The following is a 17,940-nucleotide window of genomic DNA, read 5'->3' as shown; positions in this document are numbered from 1 at the left end:
GGAAATTAAAACTTCTATTTCCAGGAACGAACGGATTCGAAATGTACATCCATGAAAACTTTTAATCACCTTCACGTCTATCCCTCCTTCATGAAAACCCTGGTTCTCGGCTCAAGAGGTTTTGGCAAGGTGCATCTCGACTCATGGAAAAAACAGAACGTCGAAATTGCGCTCTATGACCGTAATGAAAAGATTCTTGAAGAGACGGCCGAAGCCTACGGCGCAACGGAGACTTTCAGCGATATTACGAAGGCTCTGTCATCAGACGCCGAAATAGTCGATATCATCCTGCCGCATAACATGCACAGGGCAGTTGCATTAGACGCCATCTCCAGGAAGAAGCATGTGCTGATTGAAAAACCGATAGCAACGACTGTCGCCGACGCCGAATTGATGATTGAAACGGCGGCCAGGACAGGAGTGAAATTCATGGTGGCAGAGCAGTATTACTTTGATTCATCCGTCAGATATGCAGTCAGGGCAGTGAACGAGGGAAAAATCGGCAGAGTTCACACGATCATTGTCCGGGATCAGAGGCTTTACAGCAAGAACGGCTGGAGGACAGATGCGAAAGTAATGGGTGGCGGTTCCCTTATTGACGGCGGCATCCATTTCGTCGACACGCTTCTCAACTTGGGCGGCGACTACCGCAGTATCAGGTCGGCGGCTTACCATGGCTCTTCCTCTATTGAGGGAGAGGACACGTCCATTTCACTGTTTGATTTCAAATCGTCGGCACATGGCCTGCTCTTCTATACATGGAGCTATCCTTACAGTCCGCGGTTACCCTCGTTCGAAGTCATAGGCAGCGAGGGCAGCATAGTGGAGGATGTCGGCACACATCCCGAAGTGGATTTCAAGTACATGTCCGGCATCCGCTACGCGTTTGGAAAACCCGTACTGAACGGAAAGACAGTTGACATCAAAATAGAAGATGTATTCGATAAGGAGATCGGAGGTTTTCTCAAGGCTGTCGAAGAGAGGAGCGAACCACCCATGGATCCGGTAATTGCGAAGAGAGATCTTGCAGCTGTCCTGGAAATCTATAAGGCCGGAACGACTCCGTTGCAGAAGTAACGAGCTTTGAAACGGTAACAGCGGCAACCTCTGAATCGCGTATGCGTTTCTGCCGAAAAACGATAATGTTAAGCCAGTGTTTCAGATGTCGGTGGCAATGAAAGCGCTTGTATGGGTAGCCAGAAATGAGATGAAGATCGAGGACGTGTCCAAACCTGAGATCCCTGCCGGCTGGGTGCTTGTCAGGGTCTCCATGTCCGGCGTCTGCGGAAGCGAAGTTGCTGCGTATCTGGGTCTGAATGAACTGAGGGTACCGCCACTCACTATGGGGCATGAATTTTCGGGCATCGTGGAGGAGACAGGTACTGGTTCGCCGGAGCATCTGAAAGGCAGGCTTGTCGCAGTCAATCCAATGGTAACATGCGGCCACTGCACGTACTGTCTTTCAGGTTTGAGGAATCTGTGTCAGGACAGGAGAATCATCGGAGCCGCGTTTCCAGGCTCCTTTGCGGAATATGTCGCTGTTCCTGCAGCATCATGCCATCCGGTGGAAAATCCGGTTGCCGGCGCAATAGCCGAACCGCTTGCAACGGCTCTCAGGGCCGTTGACAAGTGCAAATTCAGAACAGGCGACAGCGCTGTTGTCTTTGGAATGGGCATTATAGGGTTGTTAGTTCTCAAACTCCTGAAACTGCATGGCGTGGAAGACTGCACCGCAGTCGACGTGAACGAGGAGAGGCTGAAGACAGCCCGGAGTATGGGAGCCACGCGGGTGATAAACGGCAGTGACAGCAATGCCATACTGAACCTGCAAAATGCAGTTGGCCAGGGGGCAGATTTCTCATTCGATGCTGTTGGCCTGGAATCAACGAGGGCTCAGTGTGTCGAGGTCATAAGAAGAGGCGGCAAGGCAATTTTCATCGGGAATCATGAGGCATCGTCCAGGCTCGGAGCAAACTCAATTGTGAGGGGCGAACTTGTGATAGAGGGGTCGTACGCATATACGGACGTCGAATTTTCCAGGGCGGTGAAGCTTGCGGGCACGAACATCCTGGATGATCGGCAGAACTGGATTTCGATGGAGCCGCTTGATAACGGGCCTGATGTTTTCAGGAAACTGGCCTCCAATCTTATTGGCTCGTCAAAAGTCATGTTGACGCTGTAGCTACTGTAAAATGCCGGATGATGCCGCAGCGTATCATTCAAAAATAAAATAAAGAGAAGAAAGTGGTTTGTAAAAGTTTTGATTCCTTGCAGGGTTTACAGCAGTCTGGTTCCCTGGCTGACGCCCATTACATAGAACTTCTGAAGCAAGGTCACCGAAGTCAGTGAAATCTGGACGTAGTTGATCTTCACCGGTTTCTGGATGTGGCTGCTTGCAGTCGGAGACTTTGCACTGGTAACACCAGTGGTGCTGACGCTGTTAGGATGCGCTGCAACTCCTGACACTGCTGCTGTTGCCCATGGGGGGGCGTAGCCTCCGAAGGGGTGGCCCGGGAAGCCCATGTATCCGTAGCCAAGAGAGTTGGCGGTCATCCATTCGGATTGTTCGCTGCTGATGCCACTCGAAAGCGTCAGGTTCCATGCCGCTAGATCAGAAGGTCCTATCTCAGAAAGGGCAGTCATTGCGGAGGTGTATGACGCAAACACATTGTCGAACAGTCCTCCATCCGACAGCTGGTAAACGAAGTTGGACGGGCTCGTGTTGAGAAGTGTCTTGTAACTGTACCACTGCGCCTGGGTCGCGTAGTAATCGGATGTAACATTATTATAGAATGTTACTGCCTTGGTCTTTGTGAACACCTTATCTCCAGCATAGGATGAGAAATACTTTGCAAACGTCAGACCAAGCGTTGATGTAGGACCGGACGGTACCGCAACTGAGTCTGTAACAAGGACCCAGTAGTTCTGCGTTCCCGGGAAGGACTGGTCGAGCATTGTAAGGTTTGTCCACGAAGTGTATGGTGCGGTTGCCGGATAAACGAGGACATTGAGGTAATCTGTTGTATATTCAAGAACCCAGTTGCCTGAAGTGTAGAAAGCCGCCTGACCCTTCAGGACATAGGGCAGTGCCTGCAGCCAGCTGTCCGATTCGAGACCGGGCATGCTGTATTTCTCAAATGTAAAGAATGCGGCGTTTGTTTCGTTCAGAACATGCATAACACTCGGGCTGCTTGTGTTAAGCGTTCCATACATGAGTTCGTCATACATGGTATTGCCGCCATACGCGAGGAACGCATTCTCCCAGACATTCAGCTGGTCCCATCCGCCGTCTCCGCCGGGTATGACCCAGGCATTGATGCCATGGCTGCCCAGAGCAACGGTGTCGCTGAGCAACGTGGACATGTTATTGGGTATCGGGAGGCTGTATTTGGCCAGAACCTGAGGATTGAAGAATAGCTGTGCACCCTGATGTGCATCCACAGGCAGCGAGAATGTGACACCATTGTAGGTCCCGGCAGCAAGAACGGACGAAACAGCTTTGTTGGCCATATTGCTCTGAACATAGCTTGTAAAGTTGACGAACGAGTTGGCTCCGCTTGGAGCAGCCTCTATGTAACTCAGCATTTCAGGTCCATAGTGGGTCTGGAATGTGTTCGGAGGATCGTTTGCCTTGATTAGTGTAAGTATGGCGTACTTCGCATTGGTGCCTCCCGCCCCGGGAGATACCGTAGGCACGGCAGTGTACTGCGGATATGCCGTATGGAAAGCTTCCGTCAGATTCTGCAGCGCTCTACCGCTGGTTGGTCCCCACCAGGTGTAGAAGTAAACCGTATTGCTCTTCTTTGTGGGCGGTTTGGACAATATGACTGCAGTTGCGGCAGCAACTACAACAATGATAACTACCACCACAACTATTGACGCCCACAATATCTTTTTATTTCCACGCTTTTCGTTCCCACTCGCAGATTGCGTCAATTTTTCACCTTCCCCCCCATCCGGATATAGCTATATTAATCTGTTTCCCGGCAAACTTAATTTTGTTCAGCGCTGAGATCTGAACGATATGCAAATCTGCAGTTTTTCTGAAGAGAGCGCAACCTTTTGATTAAACGATCCGGTGAAACCGCCGATGTGCGTTTCTGTTTCTCGAATCGTTTCGCAAGCAAAGGATTCTTTCTGTAAAACGGCGATATAATTTCGTCGGTGTACAGACATGGGCTCCCTTTGCCATTTGCCAGCGGAATATGGCTGTCCATGCTGTCCTTCGCTTCGACCTGCATGTTTCTAGAAATGTTATTCTATGTGACCTGTCTAGCCGAGTGGTGGTGTCGAATTTGAAGGCTATAGTTTCCGAATCGCATGGTCAAGGAAAAGTTGTGCTGAAGGAAGTGCGTGATCCGGGCGAACCCGGAAAGACGGAAGTGAGATTGAAGATGAAGGCTGTTGGCGTGTGCGGCAGCGACATACACGTTTACAACGGAACGGAATCTTATCCAAGGAAGGAACCTGTAATTCTGGGACATGAACTGATGGGAATAGTCGATAAAACAGGGAGCGAAGTTCGAAATTTCAAAACGGGAGACAGAGTGGTTTGCGAAACCGCGTTCCATGTTTGTGGAAGATGCTATAACTGCAGGAAGGGAAATTACAACCTCTGCTCGAGCAGGATTGGCTTCGGCGCTCTAACAGACGGCGGAATGGCTGAATACCTGATTGCAAGGGAGGAGATACTCCACAAGGTGCCCGACGCAGTAAGCAATGTAACCGCTGCGCTGACAGAACCGAGCTGTGTGGCCTTCAACGCCACTTCCACGATAGGAAAAATAGAACCTGCCGACAGCGTTCTCATAATCGGTCCGGGTCCTATAGGACTCTTCTGCCTTCAGGTTGCGACGCTCAGATCCCCAGCGGCCATTGCAATGCTCGGTGTGCCTTCAGACGCTGAACGGCTCAAAACCGCCTTGGAAATAGGTGCGAACATGATTTTCGACAATGCGCGTGCGGCTGTGGAGGCACTGAGTCATTCCGGCTGGGGCGATGGTGTGGATGTGGTTGTTGACGCCTCGGGAGTCAGTGCGACGCTCAAGACTGCGCTTGATGTTATCCGGCCAGGTGGAAGGATTGTAAAGGTTGGCTGGGGTCCGGACGTTCCAGGGTTTAACCTTGACCAGATTGTTGCAAAGGCTGTCGAACTGCATGGGTCATTCAGCCACAACTGGGAGACATGGGAGAGAGTGCTAAGGCTGTTCACAACAAAAAAGCTGAATCCCGAAAGGATTGTCAGGCAGTACAGCCTGGACAGATGGAAGGACGCATTTGAAGATATGGAGAAGAGAAGGATCGCGAAAGGAGTGCTGATGCTATGAAACTGACGAAAGGAGATCTGAAAAAACCTACTGTCCAGGTCTCCCTGGATCTGGAAACGATAAGGGAAGCCGAACCGATTGCGGAAATAGCCATGGAGTCGGGCGTGGACTGGCTGGAGGTCGGCACACCGTTGCTGCTCGGCGAAGGTCTGCACGCCGTGTCCCATTTCAGAAAAAAATTTCCAGGTACGCCGATAGTGGCAGACCTGAAGACGATGGACGGAGGATATCTTGAGACAGAAATGATGGCAAAGGCAGGCGCAAATTTTGTCGTCGTGATGGCTGCAAGTCATCCTGCCACCGTCAGGGCCACGATACGGGCAGCCCGCGACTACGGCATATACGTCATGGGAGACATTCTGGGCAGAAGCGACAGGGTAAGGGCTGCCGAAGAACTCGAGGAGGCGGGGGTGGATGTTGTCATCGCCCATCTCGGATTCGATGAGAGGGGCGAGAACGGCGGCAGTCCGGTTGACTTCCTGCGGGAGATAGTGGATGCCGTTGACTGCCCGGTTCAGGCAGTAGGCGGTCTGTCTATCAGGGATCTGCCTAAACTGCCCGCTCTCGGAGCCCCGCTTGTTGTGGTCGGAGCCCCGCTGGTGATTGACGGGCACTCCTTCTCGCCTGCTTCCGAATCATCAGAAATACGAAAGGTTCTCAAAGAAGTCGTATCCCTCGTAAAGCACCCGAACACTGCATGAGCGGAGTGGTTGAAATGCAAGGACCCGGTTTGATTGCGTTTCCCAAAGGTTATTTCGATGACCTCTGCAGCGGAAACAGACCCCTCGAAAGCTGGATAGAAGAAGCTTCCAAACTCGGCGTTGACGGCATTGAAATGTATCCGTATTTCTACCAGAAAAAAAGCGAAGGGGACGTACTCAGAATTCATGACTATGCAAAATCCAGGGGGCTTCTGGTGCCAATGATGTGCACTTCCCCCGACTTTACGAATCCAGACAGGGAATACAGGAAAGGCCAGATTGATGATATGCTCTTCTGGATAAAGACGATGTCGAAGTCTGAAACCGGAGGCAGGATTAGAACATGCAGGGTTCTTTCCGGTCAGAGGCGTCCTCAGATCTCAAGGGAGGACGGAATCGGCTGGGTTGTCGAATCCATCGAGAAGCTTATTCCCTACGCCGAGGAATACGGCGTGCATCTGGTGATGGAAAACCACTACAAGGACGGGAGATGGATTTACCCGGAGTTCGCGCAGTCTATAGATATTTTCGAGGAAATAGTCAACAGCATTCACTCACCATGGTTTGGAATCAATTACGATCCTTCGAACGCGCTTGTTTCCGGACAGGATCCAATTGAGGTGCTCGGAAAATTCAAACGGCGAATACTTACCATGCATGCCAGCGACAGACATCTGAAGAGCGGCTACTCATTGGAGGATCTGAAAAAATATACAGGTGTGGGTTATCCTGAGTCACTCGAGCACGGCGTTGTCGGCACGGGGCTGATCGATTATGACAGTGTTTTTGGAATCCTGAAGGAAATTGATTTCAACGGATGGATATCTATCGAGGACGGAGTGAACGGAAACATGGATCTTGTGCGCTCTGTTTCATTCCTTGCCGGCAAAATCCGCAGAACCTTCAGATGAAAGGGCGGGGAACAGACGCCCCTATGCCTACCCTATCCGAGCGGCTGATAAACGGTGCCGTTGTAATTGAGGCCCCCGTCAACAACAAGTTCGTGACCGCTCACGTACCTGCTTGCATCCGAAATGAGAAAAATTGCCGCATCGGCAATTTCTTCCGGCAACGCAATGTGCCCCAGCGGTATCCTGTCGTTGTATGTCTTCCTCACCTCGGGGGTATAGAGTGTTTTATTCAGCGGCGTGTCGGTGGCCCCGGGCGCGAGTGAATTGACCCTGATGCCGTATCGTCCCCATTCGACTGCAAGGCATCTCGTGAGCGACGCAACCGCTCCTTTGGATGCCGTGTATGCGGCCAGAAATTTGACAGCAAGGAGATTTACGCCGGATGTAATGTTGACAATGCTGCCCGAAGAGCCCGTAGCTATGAAGTGCCGGGCAGCCGCCTGGCAGCCAAAGAAATAGCCATCGAGATTTACAGAAAGTATTTTGTGCCACTCAGTTTCGCTCAGTTCCTCAGACCTTGACAGTATCTGTATTGCAGCATTGTTGACCCAGCCGTTAAGCGCACCGAATTTATCCACGGCAGCTTTCCGAAGCAATTCCGATGTCCCCTTTTTTGATACATCGGCGTCAACAATCTCGAAATCTGCCGCATGCCCTTTACGTGACACATAATCTGCAAGCTCCGCAGCTCCCTGTTCATCCCCGCGATGGCAGGTTACCACTTTTGCGCCGCCGTCAATAAGACCCTCAACTATCGCTCTCCCTATTCCGCTTGAGCCGCCGGTTACAACGACTATTTTTCCCTTAACATCCATGAGTACACCTTCACTTTCCTTTTGTCATTCCCTGCATATCCTTCCATTTGAGGTATTCCATTACCCGCGGTATGTCTATATCCATCGGACAGACCTCCTTGCATCCTCCGGAATGAGTGCAGAGGTGCGCATATGAGCTGTCGCCTGTCACGATGGAATGCCACATCACACCTGTGGGCCCGCTGTATGGCGGCTTTCCCCAGTCCTTTCCCAGTATGCCGTAGACAGGACATGCAAAATAACATCTTCCGCACCTAACGCATAACAGAGACTGCCTGAGAACCGGGTCTCCGGCAGCTTTCATCCTTCCGTTGTCAAGAAAGACCACATGAACCTCCTTTGGTCCTGTAGCTGGTCTCACAATTTCAGATTCAATGTCGCCCGTTGAGCTTGGTCCGGTTGTGAAATTGATGTATGTGGGAGGGTAGGAACCCGCATATGCGGACTGGATCATTATCTCATGGAATGCGTCCTGCATTGTCGGAACAATTTTGTCGATGCCTGTCACAACGATATGAACGGCCGGCTTTACGGTGGTCATGCGGATATTGCCCTCATTCTCCACGAGTGCAACGGAGCCTGTATCAGCGGCAACCGCATTTGCACCTGTTATTCCGACCTCCGCCTTCTGGTATTTCTCGCTGAGAAACGACCTTACAACGGCAGCCATGTCCGTAGCGGACGAATTTTCGTCTATCGATTTCTGCAGCTTTTCATGTATGCTTCGGCCGAAAGCCTCCCTTGTCATGTGAAGCGCAACTGTTATGATATGTGACGGCTCCTCGTTCGATATCTGAAGAAGCAGCTCGCCGAAGTCTGTTTCCCACACATCCCTCCCGGTCTCAGCCAGATGCTTTCTGAGGCCGATTTCAAATGCGACGCTTGACTTGCCCATGATGATATGTTTGCTGTCGCCTATTATGCCGTCCACTATCTTCAGGGCCTCTTCGGCATTCCTTGCGAAATGCGGTTTACCGCCGCTCCTTGAGACAGACTCCATAGCCTGCTTCAGATACACGTCCATGTTTTCAATAACCTTCAATTTCGCTTCCCGGAGACTCTTCCTGATGCTTTCAATGTAAGGGTATCTCTCAAGGACGTTCCATACCCCGGGAACGTTGTTCACTGTCGACCTTTCGAGCGCTACATCCCATTCACTTATCAATGAATCACCTCAGCCAGATCCGAAATATCCCGAATGTGTGGCGAAAGATTCTGATAGCACATTGGGCACATTAATATCACCCTGCTCCCGACAGAAGACAGTTTTACTGCGCGATGGGCAGCTATTTCCCCGCTGAGCTCCGGATTCACAACACCGACGGGAGAACCGCAGCACATTGCAGTCTCCCTGCCTGTGACCATTCTGTCCTCCTTCAGCTTAAGGCCGCTGTCCCTCATAAACTGCCTGATGCTTTCGTACATTTTCAGGTGTTTCGAGTACAGGCAGGAATCATGCAGTACAAACTCACCCTCCGCCCTTGCACCCTTAAGAAGAAAGAGATACGGGATAACTTCAATGTCGGACTTATGGTATTCCCTGAGCCTTGACAGCGCATTTGTCGTGTGCGGATCCACTGTTATCAGTCTTGTGATGCCCCTGCTTCCGAAGAATTCCAGCAGGCGTTTTCCGTATTCCCGGAATTCGTCAATCATGCCTAGTTCAAGCAGCAGCGCCCCGCTGTATGGCTCCCTGTCATACAGATATGCAAACTGTACTCCTGAGTTACTAAGCATGGCTGCAATGTTGTTAAGGATGCGGTATGCCCTCTCAACCTCTGTTTTTGATGGCCTGTAAAAATACTTCCCGATGCCTGCGAGCTGTGAAATTCCCTTCATCTTTGAAATGGTGGGAAGCATCTTCTCATAGTTCTTGAAAAGAGGTGCCATCTGGTACATCATGGATGTATAGATTACAGTGGGACCTTCCGTCGGGATTCCCTTCGCCCATCCCGAACACAGTTTTGTATCCATTGGAAACGGAAGATAATTTTTCATCAGATTGCCGTATGCGAACTTTTTCAAAAATACCAGAGACTTCAGGCGCTGCTCGTTTGCAGGAGACATCAATAACACTGCCGGGGGTGAAGAGTTAATTTTACTATTTAACCATGGTTTTTAGACGGCTCTGATTCGACAATTTATGATCTACATGATGTGAAATTCCATTAAGTGCAGTGATAGTGACTGCTGCAACAGTCATCAGAAGAAACTGCTCATGGAAAGCGCTCATGTATCGAAACGGGAATGAGCTGTCATTTCGCGGTCTTCAGAATTTCTGATATCTCTCTGATTGTGGGGAGGGAATCAATTCCGCCGTAATGCATGCAGCTGAAACCCGCGGCCGCATTGCAGAAGCGACCAATTTCTGTCAGTGTGCTCTCAGACAAAACGCTGAATCCGGAAGCATCTGTAAAACCGTCCCTGACAAGGCGATAGAGCAGCGCTGCGGTAAACGCGTCACCTGCTCCGGTCGTGTCCACTGCTCTCACCCGGAAAGCGGGAACGCTTACGATGCTGTTTTCACATCCAACGACCGCACCTCCACGTCCTCGTGTGACGATAACCATTCCGGGGCCAGCAGAGAGTAATTCGTCTATACATCTGCGTATGCTGCGATCGCTGTAATTGCCTCCACTTTTGCGTGATCCGTCTTTCTTAAGTCCGCATTCCAGCAGGTGAAGCTCCTCTTCGCTGCACTTGAATACATCCGAATTCGACAGCAGAAACTCCATTACAGTGCCTATATCCCTCTTCTCAGGCCATAAATCCTCTCTCATGTTGAGATCGCATGAAACCAGGCATTTCGCTGATTTTGCATTCTCAACCAGTCTGACCATCGCGCTTCTTGGCGGATCCGTAGCCATCGAGACGGATCCGAAGTGGAAAATGGATGCATCATCGAACATCTTTCCTGAAACCTCTCCCGGAGTAAGCCGCGTGTCAGCACTCAGGTCATGGTAAAAAGCAAATCTTCTGTTTCCGGATTTGTCAAGCGAAACAACTGCAAGTGCTGTCTGCCTCTCTGAGCGTTCAGGAATAAAATCCGTGTCAACGCCATTTTTCTTCAATGTCCGCAGAAGCAGATCGCCGAACCAGTCATAAGAGAGCTTTCCAAAAAAGCGCGATCTGCCGCCGAGCCTTGCTATACCCACAGCAACGTTTGCAGGAGCACCGCCGGGATGCGCCTCAAAAACGGCACTCCCTCCCCCGCCGGACTGTGTCAAATCAATAAGCATTTCTCCTGAACTTACAACATACTTCATCGATTTCATTCCCCGAATACACGGAACTGCTTTCAGGCTTTCAATTAGCAGCTGTTAAGTCCAGCCTGCAGGCCCACAGTGCAGTTCATCCTGCAAATGCGTCCGGTTCCGTTCCACGGATGTCACTTCTTTCTCTGAATATCGCTCCGCTGAATTTTTCCTTCTTCAATTGCTCCCTGCTCAGGCCGTATGCAGCTGTTGTCACATATAGATCCTTCATATCACTCCCTCCGAACGCGCATGATGAAACATTGCACGCAGGGATCGAAATCCTGCTGATGCGCTCCCCTCCGGAATTCCAGACGGAAACACAGAACCCTCCCCATTGAGCGACGTAGACGTTTCCTTCAGTGTCTGTTGTCAATCCGTCCGGAAATCCTTCGCCTGCAGGGATTTCAACGAATACTTCCCTGTCGGAAATCCTGCCGCTCCCGGGGTCGTAGTGATATCTGAACACGCGTCTTGTCGGAGAATCGACATGGTACATCCTGGTGTTATCGGGGGACCATGCAAGTCCGTTTGATACTGTGAGTCCTCTAACTTTCCTGTCAATTTTCAGATTCTCTCCAATCATATAGAGGCTTCCTGTGGCGCTCTTCTCCTCCATGTCCATGCTTCCGATCCACAATCTTCCCGCCGGGTCACATTTTCCATCATTGAACCTGTTATTGGAAGGTTCGCTGTCGATTGAAAACATCTTTTCAGGGACTTTGTGCGGATCCCAGGAATAGACGGTATGTTCTCTGGCAATCAGGAAGCCGCCTTTCTGCCTTGGCAGGATGCAGCTGACAAGCTTTCCAGCGCTGTATGACTTAAAGGCATTTGCACCAGGGTCATACGAATGAATCCTTCCCTCAATGATATCCACCCAGTATAACACATTCTGTCTTGAGTCCCAGAGAGGCCCCTCCGCCAGCGTGCATTTTATCGTTCCTACGGTTTCCGCCATTCTTCGATTTCACCTCTGATTTGTTTCATAGTGGATGCACGGCTGTTCTTTTAGTCTTTCAGTTTTCAAAAGTTCCAGGGGGGCGGGGAAAAGAGTCATGCTGTTCGTTATCGAATAGCCACGCCAAATGCACATTGTCAAAACTGCTTTCGACTTGGCTTTTGCTGAAGCGAAGTGGTACGACTCCTTCATCCATCAAGAACGACTGAAAAGTAACGATGTTGTCAGAAGGATGCCGAATGCGCAAGTGCCCGAAACCCGGCTATTTCTATGAAGAACTGGATAATCAATACTCCCAGGCTGATTCGACAGCAACAGTTTTACACAATCGCTTTAAGGCACTATGTGTCAAAAAACGTAACTACGGCACAAATCCTTATCAAAAGATATGATATCTATCCAGCAGGCGATATGCGTTGTATTGTACGCAATGCGGTAGTCCGATTGAAGAAGGCGCCAGATTCTGCACTGTCTGCGGAACACCTGTGCAGACATCAGCCGGTGTGCAGCAGGCGCCGAAAAGTGAGTCTGTCAGACCTATGTCGATGCCATCGTCAAATGTGGGAATAACTTCACTGCAACAAAGGCCGGGCTGGAGCAGGAAAAAGAAAGTGGGAATTGTCGCAGTGGTTGTTGTTCTTGCGGTTATCGTGCTGTTTTCCCTCTCCTATTTTGTTCTTTTATTTGAGTTTCACGGCGGTACGCTTCAGTTGCCCAAGAACGCTGCTCCATATTATGATCTGCAGATCGGCGAGGCATTCCAGAGCAACTATTCCTCCCTCGCCTGGAATGTTACGGCGGTGGCGCAAAATGACTTCTCGGCCTTTGGACCCTCATATCTCCTCAATGGCGTGTCGAGCGCAGGCTACTGGTATCAGGTGGGCATCGCATGGAACTGGCCCGGGGATGTCAATAAGACTGCGAACACTGCAGTCATTTATCAGGGATTCCACATGGCTTATCAGGTTTATTTTCCGAACGGTACATCAGACACGATTGGCCTGATTGATCTCAGTGCCAATGTGAACAATGGTAACAGCGTTCAGCTCGGTATGCGCTTCTCGGCAGGTGATGTCATTCTTTCAGTGCATGACTGGAATACAAGCGCGGGCGCAAGCAAGACCGTAAGCGCATATGGCGCATCGTACTTTGCAGGTGGCATCCAGAAGGCAGGGCAGGGAGCATTTTTCACAGGGTTAATGACTGAATGGTACCGCGGCGATATGAATGATTTTACGATGTCTATGGTAACGTATAAAGTGGATGGAGCTCCAATATCCTCCGTCCTTGTGTTTGCCGACGAATGGAATTTCTCAGGCAACACACCTGTTTCAGTATTTCATTACAGCAGTGGATGGGTAAGCGTGAATTCCAATTTGAAACAGTATACATTCATTAGCGTCACGACGCTGACAAGCCGCAATGAGTTTGTAACATACTGACTCGGTTCAAATTACAATTCCAGCTAGAACGATGAGGTTTTGCATGTTGCAATGAATATTACTTTCCAGAAACCATACACGGTTGAGCAAAGAGCTGCCCAATAATCTGATAGGTGCAGGATCTAGACTCAGATCGTGCAGAGTGGACAGTCAGCCTGGCATAGCAATTGCATGGCTTTATTTGTCATAGTAACTTCAAAATCAGCCTACGTTAAAGAACAGGCTTTATTTTGGAAAAATGAAGCGAAGGCTATTGTGCAATTGTAGCAAAGACAAACGACCTTTACGGTTCCCCGGTTTGTTCTATTTTAATCTTGTGAGTCGATTCTCAGCTTCGAAAATAAGCCTGTTGCAGGTCTGTCCCTGAATATCAACATGAGCAATTCATCTGATAACCCTTTTAATTACAACTGCAAACTCAATCCTCGCAACTGTAAGTTGCAGGACATAAGTAAATGAATACAAAGAAAATGGCAAAGAGACTGAAGGACAGCGGTGTGTCGCCTGTCATTGCAACCATATTGATGGTGGCGATTACAGTCGTGCTCGCTGCAGTCCTTTATGTGATGGTGAGCGGGTTCACCCACTCACCGGGAACGGCGAACAGCGCGGGATTGACGACCACAAATAATGGTGCAGGTAGTTGGACCGTAACGGTGGATAAAGTAACTGTTTCGAACATTGCACTTTCCGGTCTGAAAGTTGTACTGAATGGAACTACTTACGCGTACTCTAGTTGGAATACACATGGAAACGGAAACAGTGTCTATCTGAATTTCACGAACGTTGCAACTGGTAGTTCAGATCTGTCAGCCGGAGACTATTTCTCTATTTCAAGCGCTGGTTCGGCACTTATTCAAGCGGGTACCACCTTTGAAATACTCGATGGCTCGTCAATACTCGTTTCCACGACTCTTCAATGAATTTAATTCACCAGAGCCAAAAATGACTTCCTAAATCCCTTAATTTTCTATTTTTACTCATTTTTGTCCGACATCTTTTAAGTTCTCAGTGCCGACACCGAACGCTGTCCACCTCATCGCTCTTTCAGCGCAGTCTCTTTCCAGACCTGCTGAGGGCAGCGAGGACTGCGGGCACCGTGATAAGCGCATGGACTAATGCGGCCGAATTCCAGGGCAGTTACGGAACTGCGGAAGGAAATGGCGGTTTGGCAGTATTCGCAATGGATGACATTTTCCCGGTTGTATCCGGCCCGATTTCCGGGAACGGGCATCAGTATATCTAAAGGTTGAACTGATCGGCCCTGGGTTGATGATGATGACGGACGTGCGTGAACTTGTAAACTATGCAAGGATGGTGAGGAGGCGTTTTGCCGAAAAACTCTCGACACTGTCTGCCGACGTTGTTGAGAAAAATATGGAGGCAAGCTTCTACAGCATGAAAAACGTGCTGCTGCACATGATCGACAACGAGGACTGGATTGTCAATTATGTCATAACAGGACGGCAGGACAGCTACGTAAGGAGGAAGTGGGAAAGCTACGCGGATATGGGTGAAGTGACAGAACACATGCAAAGCGTCGAATCGGGAACGGACGCGTTTTTTCAGTCGATCGACGATGCGGCATTGTCACGCGTCGTTGTATTGAAAACCTCTGCCGGAAAAGAGTTCAGGCTGAGTGTGGAAGAGTGCCTGTTGCAGTCCTTCACCGAGCAGCTCTATCACATGGGTGAACTCATTGCGCTTCTCTGGCAGCATGACATTGAGCCGCCTCCGATGCAATGGTTTTATAACAACCCGCGTGCACATGAATGATTTGCTGACTGGAACAACGCAGGCAGGTGTCGACTGCCCCCTCCCGGCTTCATCCTTAATTCTTTCGCACATTTCGCACTGATTTAAGGTAATCCATTACTTCAGCCGCATTCCTGTCAGGCGGGAAAACTGGATAGAATACCTTCTCTATGCGGCCGGCATATGCCACAATTGTCAGTCTTTTGATCAGCCTGCGGTTCTGCAGCGGGAATGTATATTTCTTTCCTTCGTAGACAACTTCCGGAAATTTCAGTCTGGCAACAAAAGTGGGGAGTCTCAGCGAATCTGCCAGCTCAAACTTTGAATCGTTCAGCAGTTCGTATGGCAGATTTTCGCGTCTGGAAAACTCCATCTGTTCCTCCAGGCCTCTTTCCGGTCCCTGTCCCTGACCGCTTACCCCGAAAACCTGGTACCGCAGTTTTCTGAAACCCTCGTAGGCGTCCCGGAAAGCGCAATTCTGGATCGTGCATCCCCTTGCTCCCGGTATTTCGCTCCACTCACCGGGTATCGGTATTCCCGGCGCAACTGTTGCGGGGTAAAAGAAAAAAATAGAAAGCTTCTTTGCGGCTTTTCCCACATTAACCAGTCTGCCGGACGTGGAGCGCAGCTCTATTTCGGGGACAGCCATGCCTGGAAGGTGTTTAGCCGCTCCGTCGTCTTCGGGAGCCGGCAAATTACGCGGAAGGCTATGCAGACTGGTATCTGTGGGGATGGGTTCTGCCATCGCGATACTAAAGGCCCGGCTGCAATATTAATAGATCCTCTCGCGCTGACTGAATATTCCGTCGGATTAGGTTGCATGATTTAAATCCTGTCTGGCGTCCGGTTTCATTCGGCCAGGTTAGTGTCGCCCGTCCTGATATGCACCCAAGCGGGGACAGTATTGTTTTAAGGGACAATGCGTTATCATAGAAGAGGAGATCGAGCGATATGGCTGTTGATTTCAGGATAAAACGTGCGCCGGGCTACACAGTTGCCTGCATAACGACTGAGGCTGCCTACAGCGACAGGGCAATAAGAACTTCATTTGAAAAGGTCGAAAAGTGGATCACGTCCAGGGGATTGCGTGGGGGGAAGTGGATATTCACAGAACAGGCCGAAGGAGAGGACAGGATAAAGTGGGAAGCCTGCATCGAACTGAAAGGGAAGGCCAGAGGCAGCGGCGGTGTAAGCGTCCGTACGCTCAAACCCTTCGACGTCGTGAGCGTGAAATTTAATCCGGATCAGGTGTCATCATCGATAGTCTATCATGCCATAAATGACTGGATAAGATGGAGAAGGAAGGACGGCACGATTGCAAGAACAGGACGCTTCAGGGAGGTATATGATGGCAATCCCTGGAAGAGCAGGGAAGCGTGGCAGAACATCGAGGTCCAGCTCCTGATCGTCAAAGGCCGGGACGAAATGAAAGATCAGCAGAAGGGCTGACGGACCTTACTGGCTCGGTATTCCTGCTATCGCTGCAGGGAGGGTACAGGAAAGGGCCGCCAGACCGCCACACAATATGGCGGGTCGGAAATAAATAATGCCCATGCTTTTACTGCCATCATGACATTTGCAAAAGAAGACACGGAACTGCTGAAGAGGCTTTCAGAATCCTTCGGCCCATCGGGTTTCGAACGTGAACCGGCGGGAATAGTCAAAGAGGCAGGAAGCCCTTTTGCCGACAGCGTCTCTTTTGACAAGCTTGGTTCAGTGATATTCAGGAAGTCAGGAAAGGAGGAATCACCCAGAATCCTGATGGCCGGGCATATGGATGAGGTCGGATTTGTCGTTACCGGCATAGACGAACAGACCGGTTTCATCTCATTCAGCCCGCTTGGAGGATGGTTTGATCAGGTTCTGCTCGGTCAGAGGGTCAGGATAAGGGCAGGCAAAGGGGATGTAACAGGTGTAATTTCCAGCAAGCCTCCACACCTCCTTGCGCCCGAAGAAAGGGAGAAGGTTGTCAGGCTAACCTCCATGTACATTGACGTCGGTGCGACCGGAAGAAAAGAGGTTGAAAGGGATTTCGGCATAAAGATAGGCGATCCGGTTGCGCCCGATGCGTCCTTTCTGTCCACGGGAAGGAACAGCTGCGTGATAGGAAAGGCGTTCGATGACAGGGTCGGGACGTTTGTGGGCCTCCAGGTGCTTAAGCATCTCCGGAAAAAGCATGTTGACCATCCCAACACGGTTTTCATGGCGGCGACCGTTCAGGAGGAAGTCGGTCTCCGCGGAGCACAGACAGTTTCACACATCGTCGATCCAGACGTCGCCTTTGCGCTTGAGGTGGACATTGCGGGCGATGTTCCGGGAATAAAGCCAAGCGAAGCTCCGTCCCGTATCGGCAAGGGACCTTCGATACTCACCTTTGACGCATCAATGATACCAAACCAGGAACTCAAATCGTTTGTCATAGACACAGCAGAGAAAGAGCGCATTCCATATCAGCTTTCGACCGTGTCCCGCGGCGGAACAGACGCGGGAAAGTTTCACATGAACAGAGCAGGCTGCCCTTCTATTGTTATTGGTGTTCCTACAAGGCATATACATTCGCATTCGGCGATTGCAAGTCTTGATGATATCGATGCGGCCGTCAGACTTATGGTTGCGGTGATACGCATGCTTGATTCGAAAAGGGCAAAATCATTCACAGAACTTTAAACCGGTGCTTTAAAATAATCTGGCGGGAACCCCATTGCCCTGCCCAAGAAACAGCAGCCGCCTGAGTGAAGGAGCTGCTTGCTGGTCCCTGTGCTTTCAGTTTCGAC

At 50.3% G+C, this 17,940-nt stretch carries 17 protein-coding genes; 10 read left to right on the top strand and 7 right to left on the bottom strand.

Annotation, left to right across the window (positions count from 1 at the left end):
- Nucleotides 1–90: 90 nt before the first annotated feature.
- Together KIS29_08805 and KIS29_08800 are read left to right on the top strand one after the other, a co-directional pair.
- Nucleotides 91–1,077, top strand: coding sequence for a Gfo/Idh/MocA family oxidoreductase (locus tag KIS29_08805; protein MBX8640419.1), 987 nt, complete (start codon nucleotides 91–93; stop codon nucleotides 1,075–1,077).
- Between the two features lie 97 nt (nucleotides 1,078–1,174).
- On the top strand, nucleotides 1,175–2,182 hold the full coding sequence (locus tag KIS29_08800) for an alcohol dehydrogenase catalytic domain-containing protein (protein ID MBX8640418.1): 1,008 nt from the start codon (nucleotides 1,175–1,177) through the stop codon (nucleotides 2,180–2,182).
- Nucleotides 2,183–2,277: 95 nt separating this feature from the next.
- Here the strand turns inward: KIS29_08800 and KIS29_08795 are convergent, their stop codons facing one another.
- Nucleotides 2,278–3,888, bottom strand: coding sequence for an extracellular solute-binding protein (locus tag KIS29_08795; protein ID MBX8640417.1), 1,611 nt, complete (start codon nucleotides 3,886–3,888; stop codon nucleotides 2,278–2,280).
- A 407-nt stretch (nucleotides 3,889–4,295) separates the two neighbouring features.
- Between KIS29_08795 and KIS29_08790 the strand changes: the two genes are divergently transcribed.
- From KIS29_08790 to KIS29_08780, 3 genes are read left to right on the top strand one after another with little or no spacing between them, the layout of a single operon-like run.
- Entirely contained in the window at nucleotides 4,296–5,327 is a 1,032-nt protein-coding gene (locus KIS29_08790; protein ID MBX8640416.1) for a zinc-binding dehydrogenase, read from the top strand.
- Nucleotides 5,324–6,028 carry an orotidine 5'-phosphate decarboxylase gene (locus KIS29_08785; protein MBX8640415.1) on the top strand — a complete coding sequence of 235 codons (705 nt, stop codon included), beginning with the start codon at nucleotides 5,324–5,326 and terminating at the stop codon, nucleotides 6,026–6,028. The genes KIS29_08790 and KIS29_08785 overlap by 4 nt, the downstream gene beginning before the upstream one ends.
- Nucleotides 6,029–6,042: 14 nt before the next feature.
- Complete coding sequence (locus KIS29_08780) at nucleotides 6,043–6,939, top strand: sugar phosphate isomerase/epimerase (protein MBX8640414.1); 897 nt, start codon at nucleotides 6,043–6,045, stop codon at nucleotides 6,937–6,939.
- A gap of 32 nt (nucleotides 6,940–6,971) precedes the next feature.
- On the opposite strand, the gene KIS29_08775 is transcribed toward KIS29_08780, so the two are convergent.
- From KIS29_08775 to KIS29_08755, 5 genes are all read right to left on the bottom strand, one after another.
- Entirely contained in the window at nucleotides 6,972–7,754 is a 783-nt protein-coding gene (locus KIS29_08775; GenBank protein ID MBX8640413.1) for an SDR family oxidoreductase, read from the bottom strand.
- A 10-nt stretch (nucleotides 7,755–7,764) separates the two neighbouring features.
- The gene (locus tag KIS29_08770; protein MBX8640412.1) at nucleotides 7,765–8,916 is read right to left on the bottom strand and encodes a lactate utilization protein; all 1,152 of its coding nucleotides are present in this window, start codon (nucleotides 8,914–8,916) and stop codon (nucleotides 7,765–7,767) included.
- Complete coding sequence (locus tag KIS29_08765) at nucleotides 8,916–9,821, bottom strand: (Fe-S)-binding protein (GenBank protein MBX8640411.1); 906 nt, start codon at nucleotides 9,819–9,821, stop codon at nucleotides 8,916–8,918. Before KIS29_08765 ends, KIS29_08770 begins: the two co-directional genes overlap by 1 nt.
- Nucleotides 9,822–10,009: 188 nt before the next feature.
- Nucleotides 10,010–11,020 carry a carbohydrate kinase gene (locus tag KIS29_08760; protein ID MBX8640410.1) on the bottom strand — a complete coding sequence of 337 codons (1,011 nt, stop codon included), beginning with the start codon at nucleotides 11,018–11,020 and terminating at the stop codon, nucleotides 10,010–10,012.
- Between the two features lie 85 nt (nucleotides 11,021–11,105).
- Nucleotides 11,106–11,969, bottom strand: coding sequence for an SMP-30/gluconolactonase/LRE family protein (locus tag KIS29_08755; GenBank protein MBX8640409.1), 864 nt, complete (start codon nucleotides 11,967–11,969; stop codon nucleotides 11,106–11,108).
- Between the two features lie 416 nt (nucleotides 11,970–12,385).
- On the opposite strand from KIS29_08755, the gene KIS29_08750 reads away from it, so the two are divergent.
- From KIS29_08750 to KIS29_08740, 3 genes are all read left to right on the top strand, one after another.
- A complete protein-coding gene (locus tag KIS29_08750) occupies nucleotides 12,386–13,411 on the top strand; it encodes a zinc-ribbon domain-containing protein (protein ID MBX8640408.1) in 1,026 nt (341 codons plus the stop codon).
- Between the two features lie 470 nt (nucleotides 13,412–13,881).
- Nucleotides 13,882–14,334, top strand: a complete 453-nt coding sequence (locus tag KIS29_08745) for a type IV pilin (protein MBX8640407.1) — start codon at nucleotides 13,882–13,884, stop codon at nucleotides 14,332–14,334.
- 349 nt (nucleotides 14,335–14,683) lie between these two features.
- On the top strand, nucleotides 14,684–15,187 hold the full coding sequence (locus KIS29_08740) for a hypothetical protein (protein ID MBX8640406.1): 504 nt from the start codon (nucleotides 14,684–14,686) through the stop codon (nucleotides 15,185–15,187).
- Between the two features lie 55 nt (nucleotides 15,188–15,242).
- Here KIS29_08740 and KIS29_08735 read toward each other — a convergent pair whose 3' ends face one another.
- Nucleotides 15,243–15,911, bottom strand: a complete 669-nt coding sequence (locus KIS29_08735; protein MBX8640405.1) for a peroxiredoxin — start codon at nucleotides 15,909–15,911, stop codon at nucleotides 15,243–15,245.
- Between the two features lie 206 nt (nucleotides 15,912–16,117).
- Between KIS29_08735 and KIS29_08730 the strand changes: the two genes are divergently transcribed.
- Together KIS29_08730 and KIS29_08725 are read left to right on the top strand one after the other, a co-directional pair.
- Complete coding sequence (locus tag KIS29_08730) at nucleotides 16,118–16,615, top strand: GyrI-like domain-containing protein (protein ID MBX8640404.1); 498 nt, start codon at nucleotides 16,118–16,120, stop codon at nucleotides 16,613–16,615.
- Between the two features lie 120 nt (nucleotides 16,616–16,735).
- Nucleotides 16,736–17,833, top strand: coding sequence for a M42 family metallopeptidase (locus KIS29_08725; GenBank protein ID MBX8640403.1), 1,098 nt, complete (start codon nucleotides 16,736–16,738; stop codon nucleotides 17,831–17,833).
- Nucleotides 17,834–17,940: the final 107 nt, after the last annotated feature.

It is taken from the genome of Candidatus Sysuiplasma jiujiangense (assembly GCA_019721075.1).
Taxonomy (GTDB): Archaea; Thermoplasmatota; Thermoplasmata; order Sysuiplasmatales; family Sysuiplasmataceae; genus Sysuiplasma; species Sysuiplasma jiujiangense.
Note: the sequence above shows the minus strand (reverse complement) of the source record. Positions and strands in the feature narration are given on the sequence as shown.

What these genes read in the sequence shown, in the direction of transcription:
- KIS29_08785 (MBX8640415.1), top strand. Translation starts at nt 5,324, where the DNA reads ATGAAACTGACGAAAGGAGATCTGAAAAAACCTACTGTCCAGGTCTCC.
- KIS29_08805 (MBX8640419.1), top strand. Translation starts at nt 91, where the DNA reads ATGAAAACCCTGGTTCTCGGCTCAAGAGGTTTTGGCAAGGTGCATCTC.
- KIS29_08725 (MBX8640403.1), top strand. Translation starts at nt 16,736, where the DNA reads ATGACATTTGCAAAAGAAGACACGGAACTGCTGAAGAGGCTTTCAGAA.
- KIS29_08775 (MBX8640413.1), bottom strand. Translation starts at nt 7,754, where the DNA reads ATGGATGTTAAGGGAAAAATAGTCGTTGTAACCGGCGGCTCAAGCGGA.
- KIS29_08730 (MBX8640404.1), top strand. Translation starts at nt 16,118, where the DNA reads ATGGCTGTTGATTTCAGGATAAAACGTGCGCCGGGCTACACAGTTGCC.
- KIS29_08765 (MBX8640411.1), bottom strand. Translation starts at nt 9,821, where the DNA reads ATGTCTCCTGCAAACGAGCAGCGCCTGAAGTCTCTGGTATTTTTGAAA.
- KIS29_08755 (MBX8640409.1), bottom strand. Translation starts at nt 11,969, where the DNA reads ATGGCGGAAACCGTAGGAACGATAAAATGCACGCTGGCGGAGGGGCCT.
- KIS29_08780 (MBX8640414.1), top strand. Translation starts at nt 6,043, where the DNA reads ATGCAAGGACCCGGTTTGATTGCGTTTCCCAAAGGTTATTTCGATGAC.
- KIS29_08745 (MBX8640407.1), top strand. Translation starts at nt 13,882, where the DNA reads ATGGCAAAGAGACTGAAGGACAGCGGTGTGTCGCCTGTCATTGCAACC.
- KIS29_08740 (MBX8640406.1), top strand. Translation starts at nt 14,684, where the DNA reads ATGATGATGACGGACGTGCGTGAACTTGTAAACTATGCAAGGATGGTG.
- KIS29_08800 (MBX8640418.1), top strand. Translation starts at nt 1,175, where the DNA reads ATGAAAGCGCTTGTATGGGTAGCCAGAAATGAGATGAAGATCGAGGAC.
- KIS29_08760 (MBX8640410.1), bottom strand. Translation starts at nt 11,020, where the DNA reads ATGAAGTATGTTGTAAGTTCAGGAGAAATGCTTATTGATTTGACACAG.
- KIS29_08735 (MBX8640405.1), bottom strand. Translation starts at nt 15,911, where the DNA reads ATGGCAGAACCCATCCCCACAGATACCAGTCTGCATAGCCTTCCGCGT.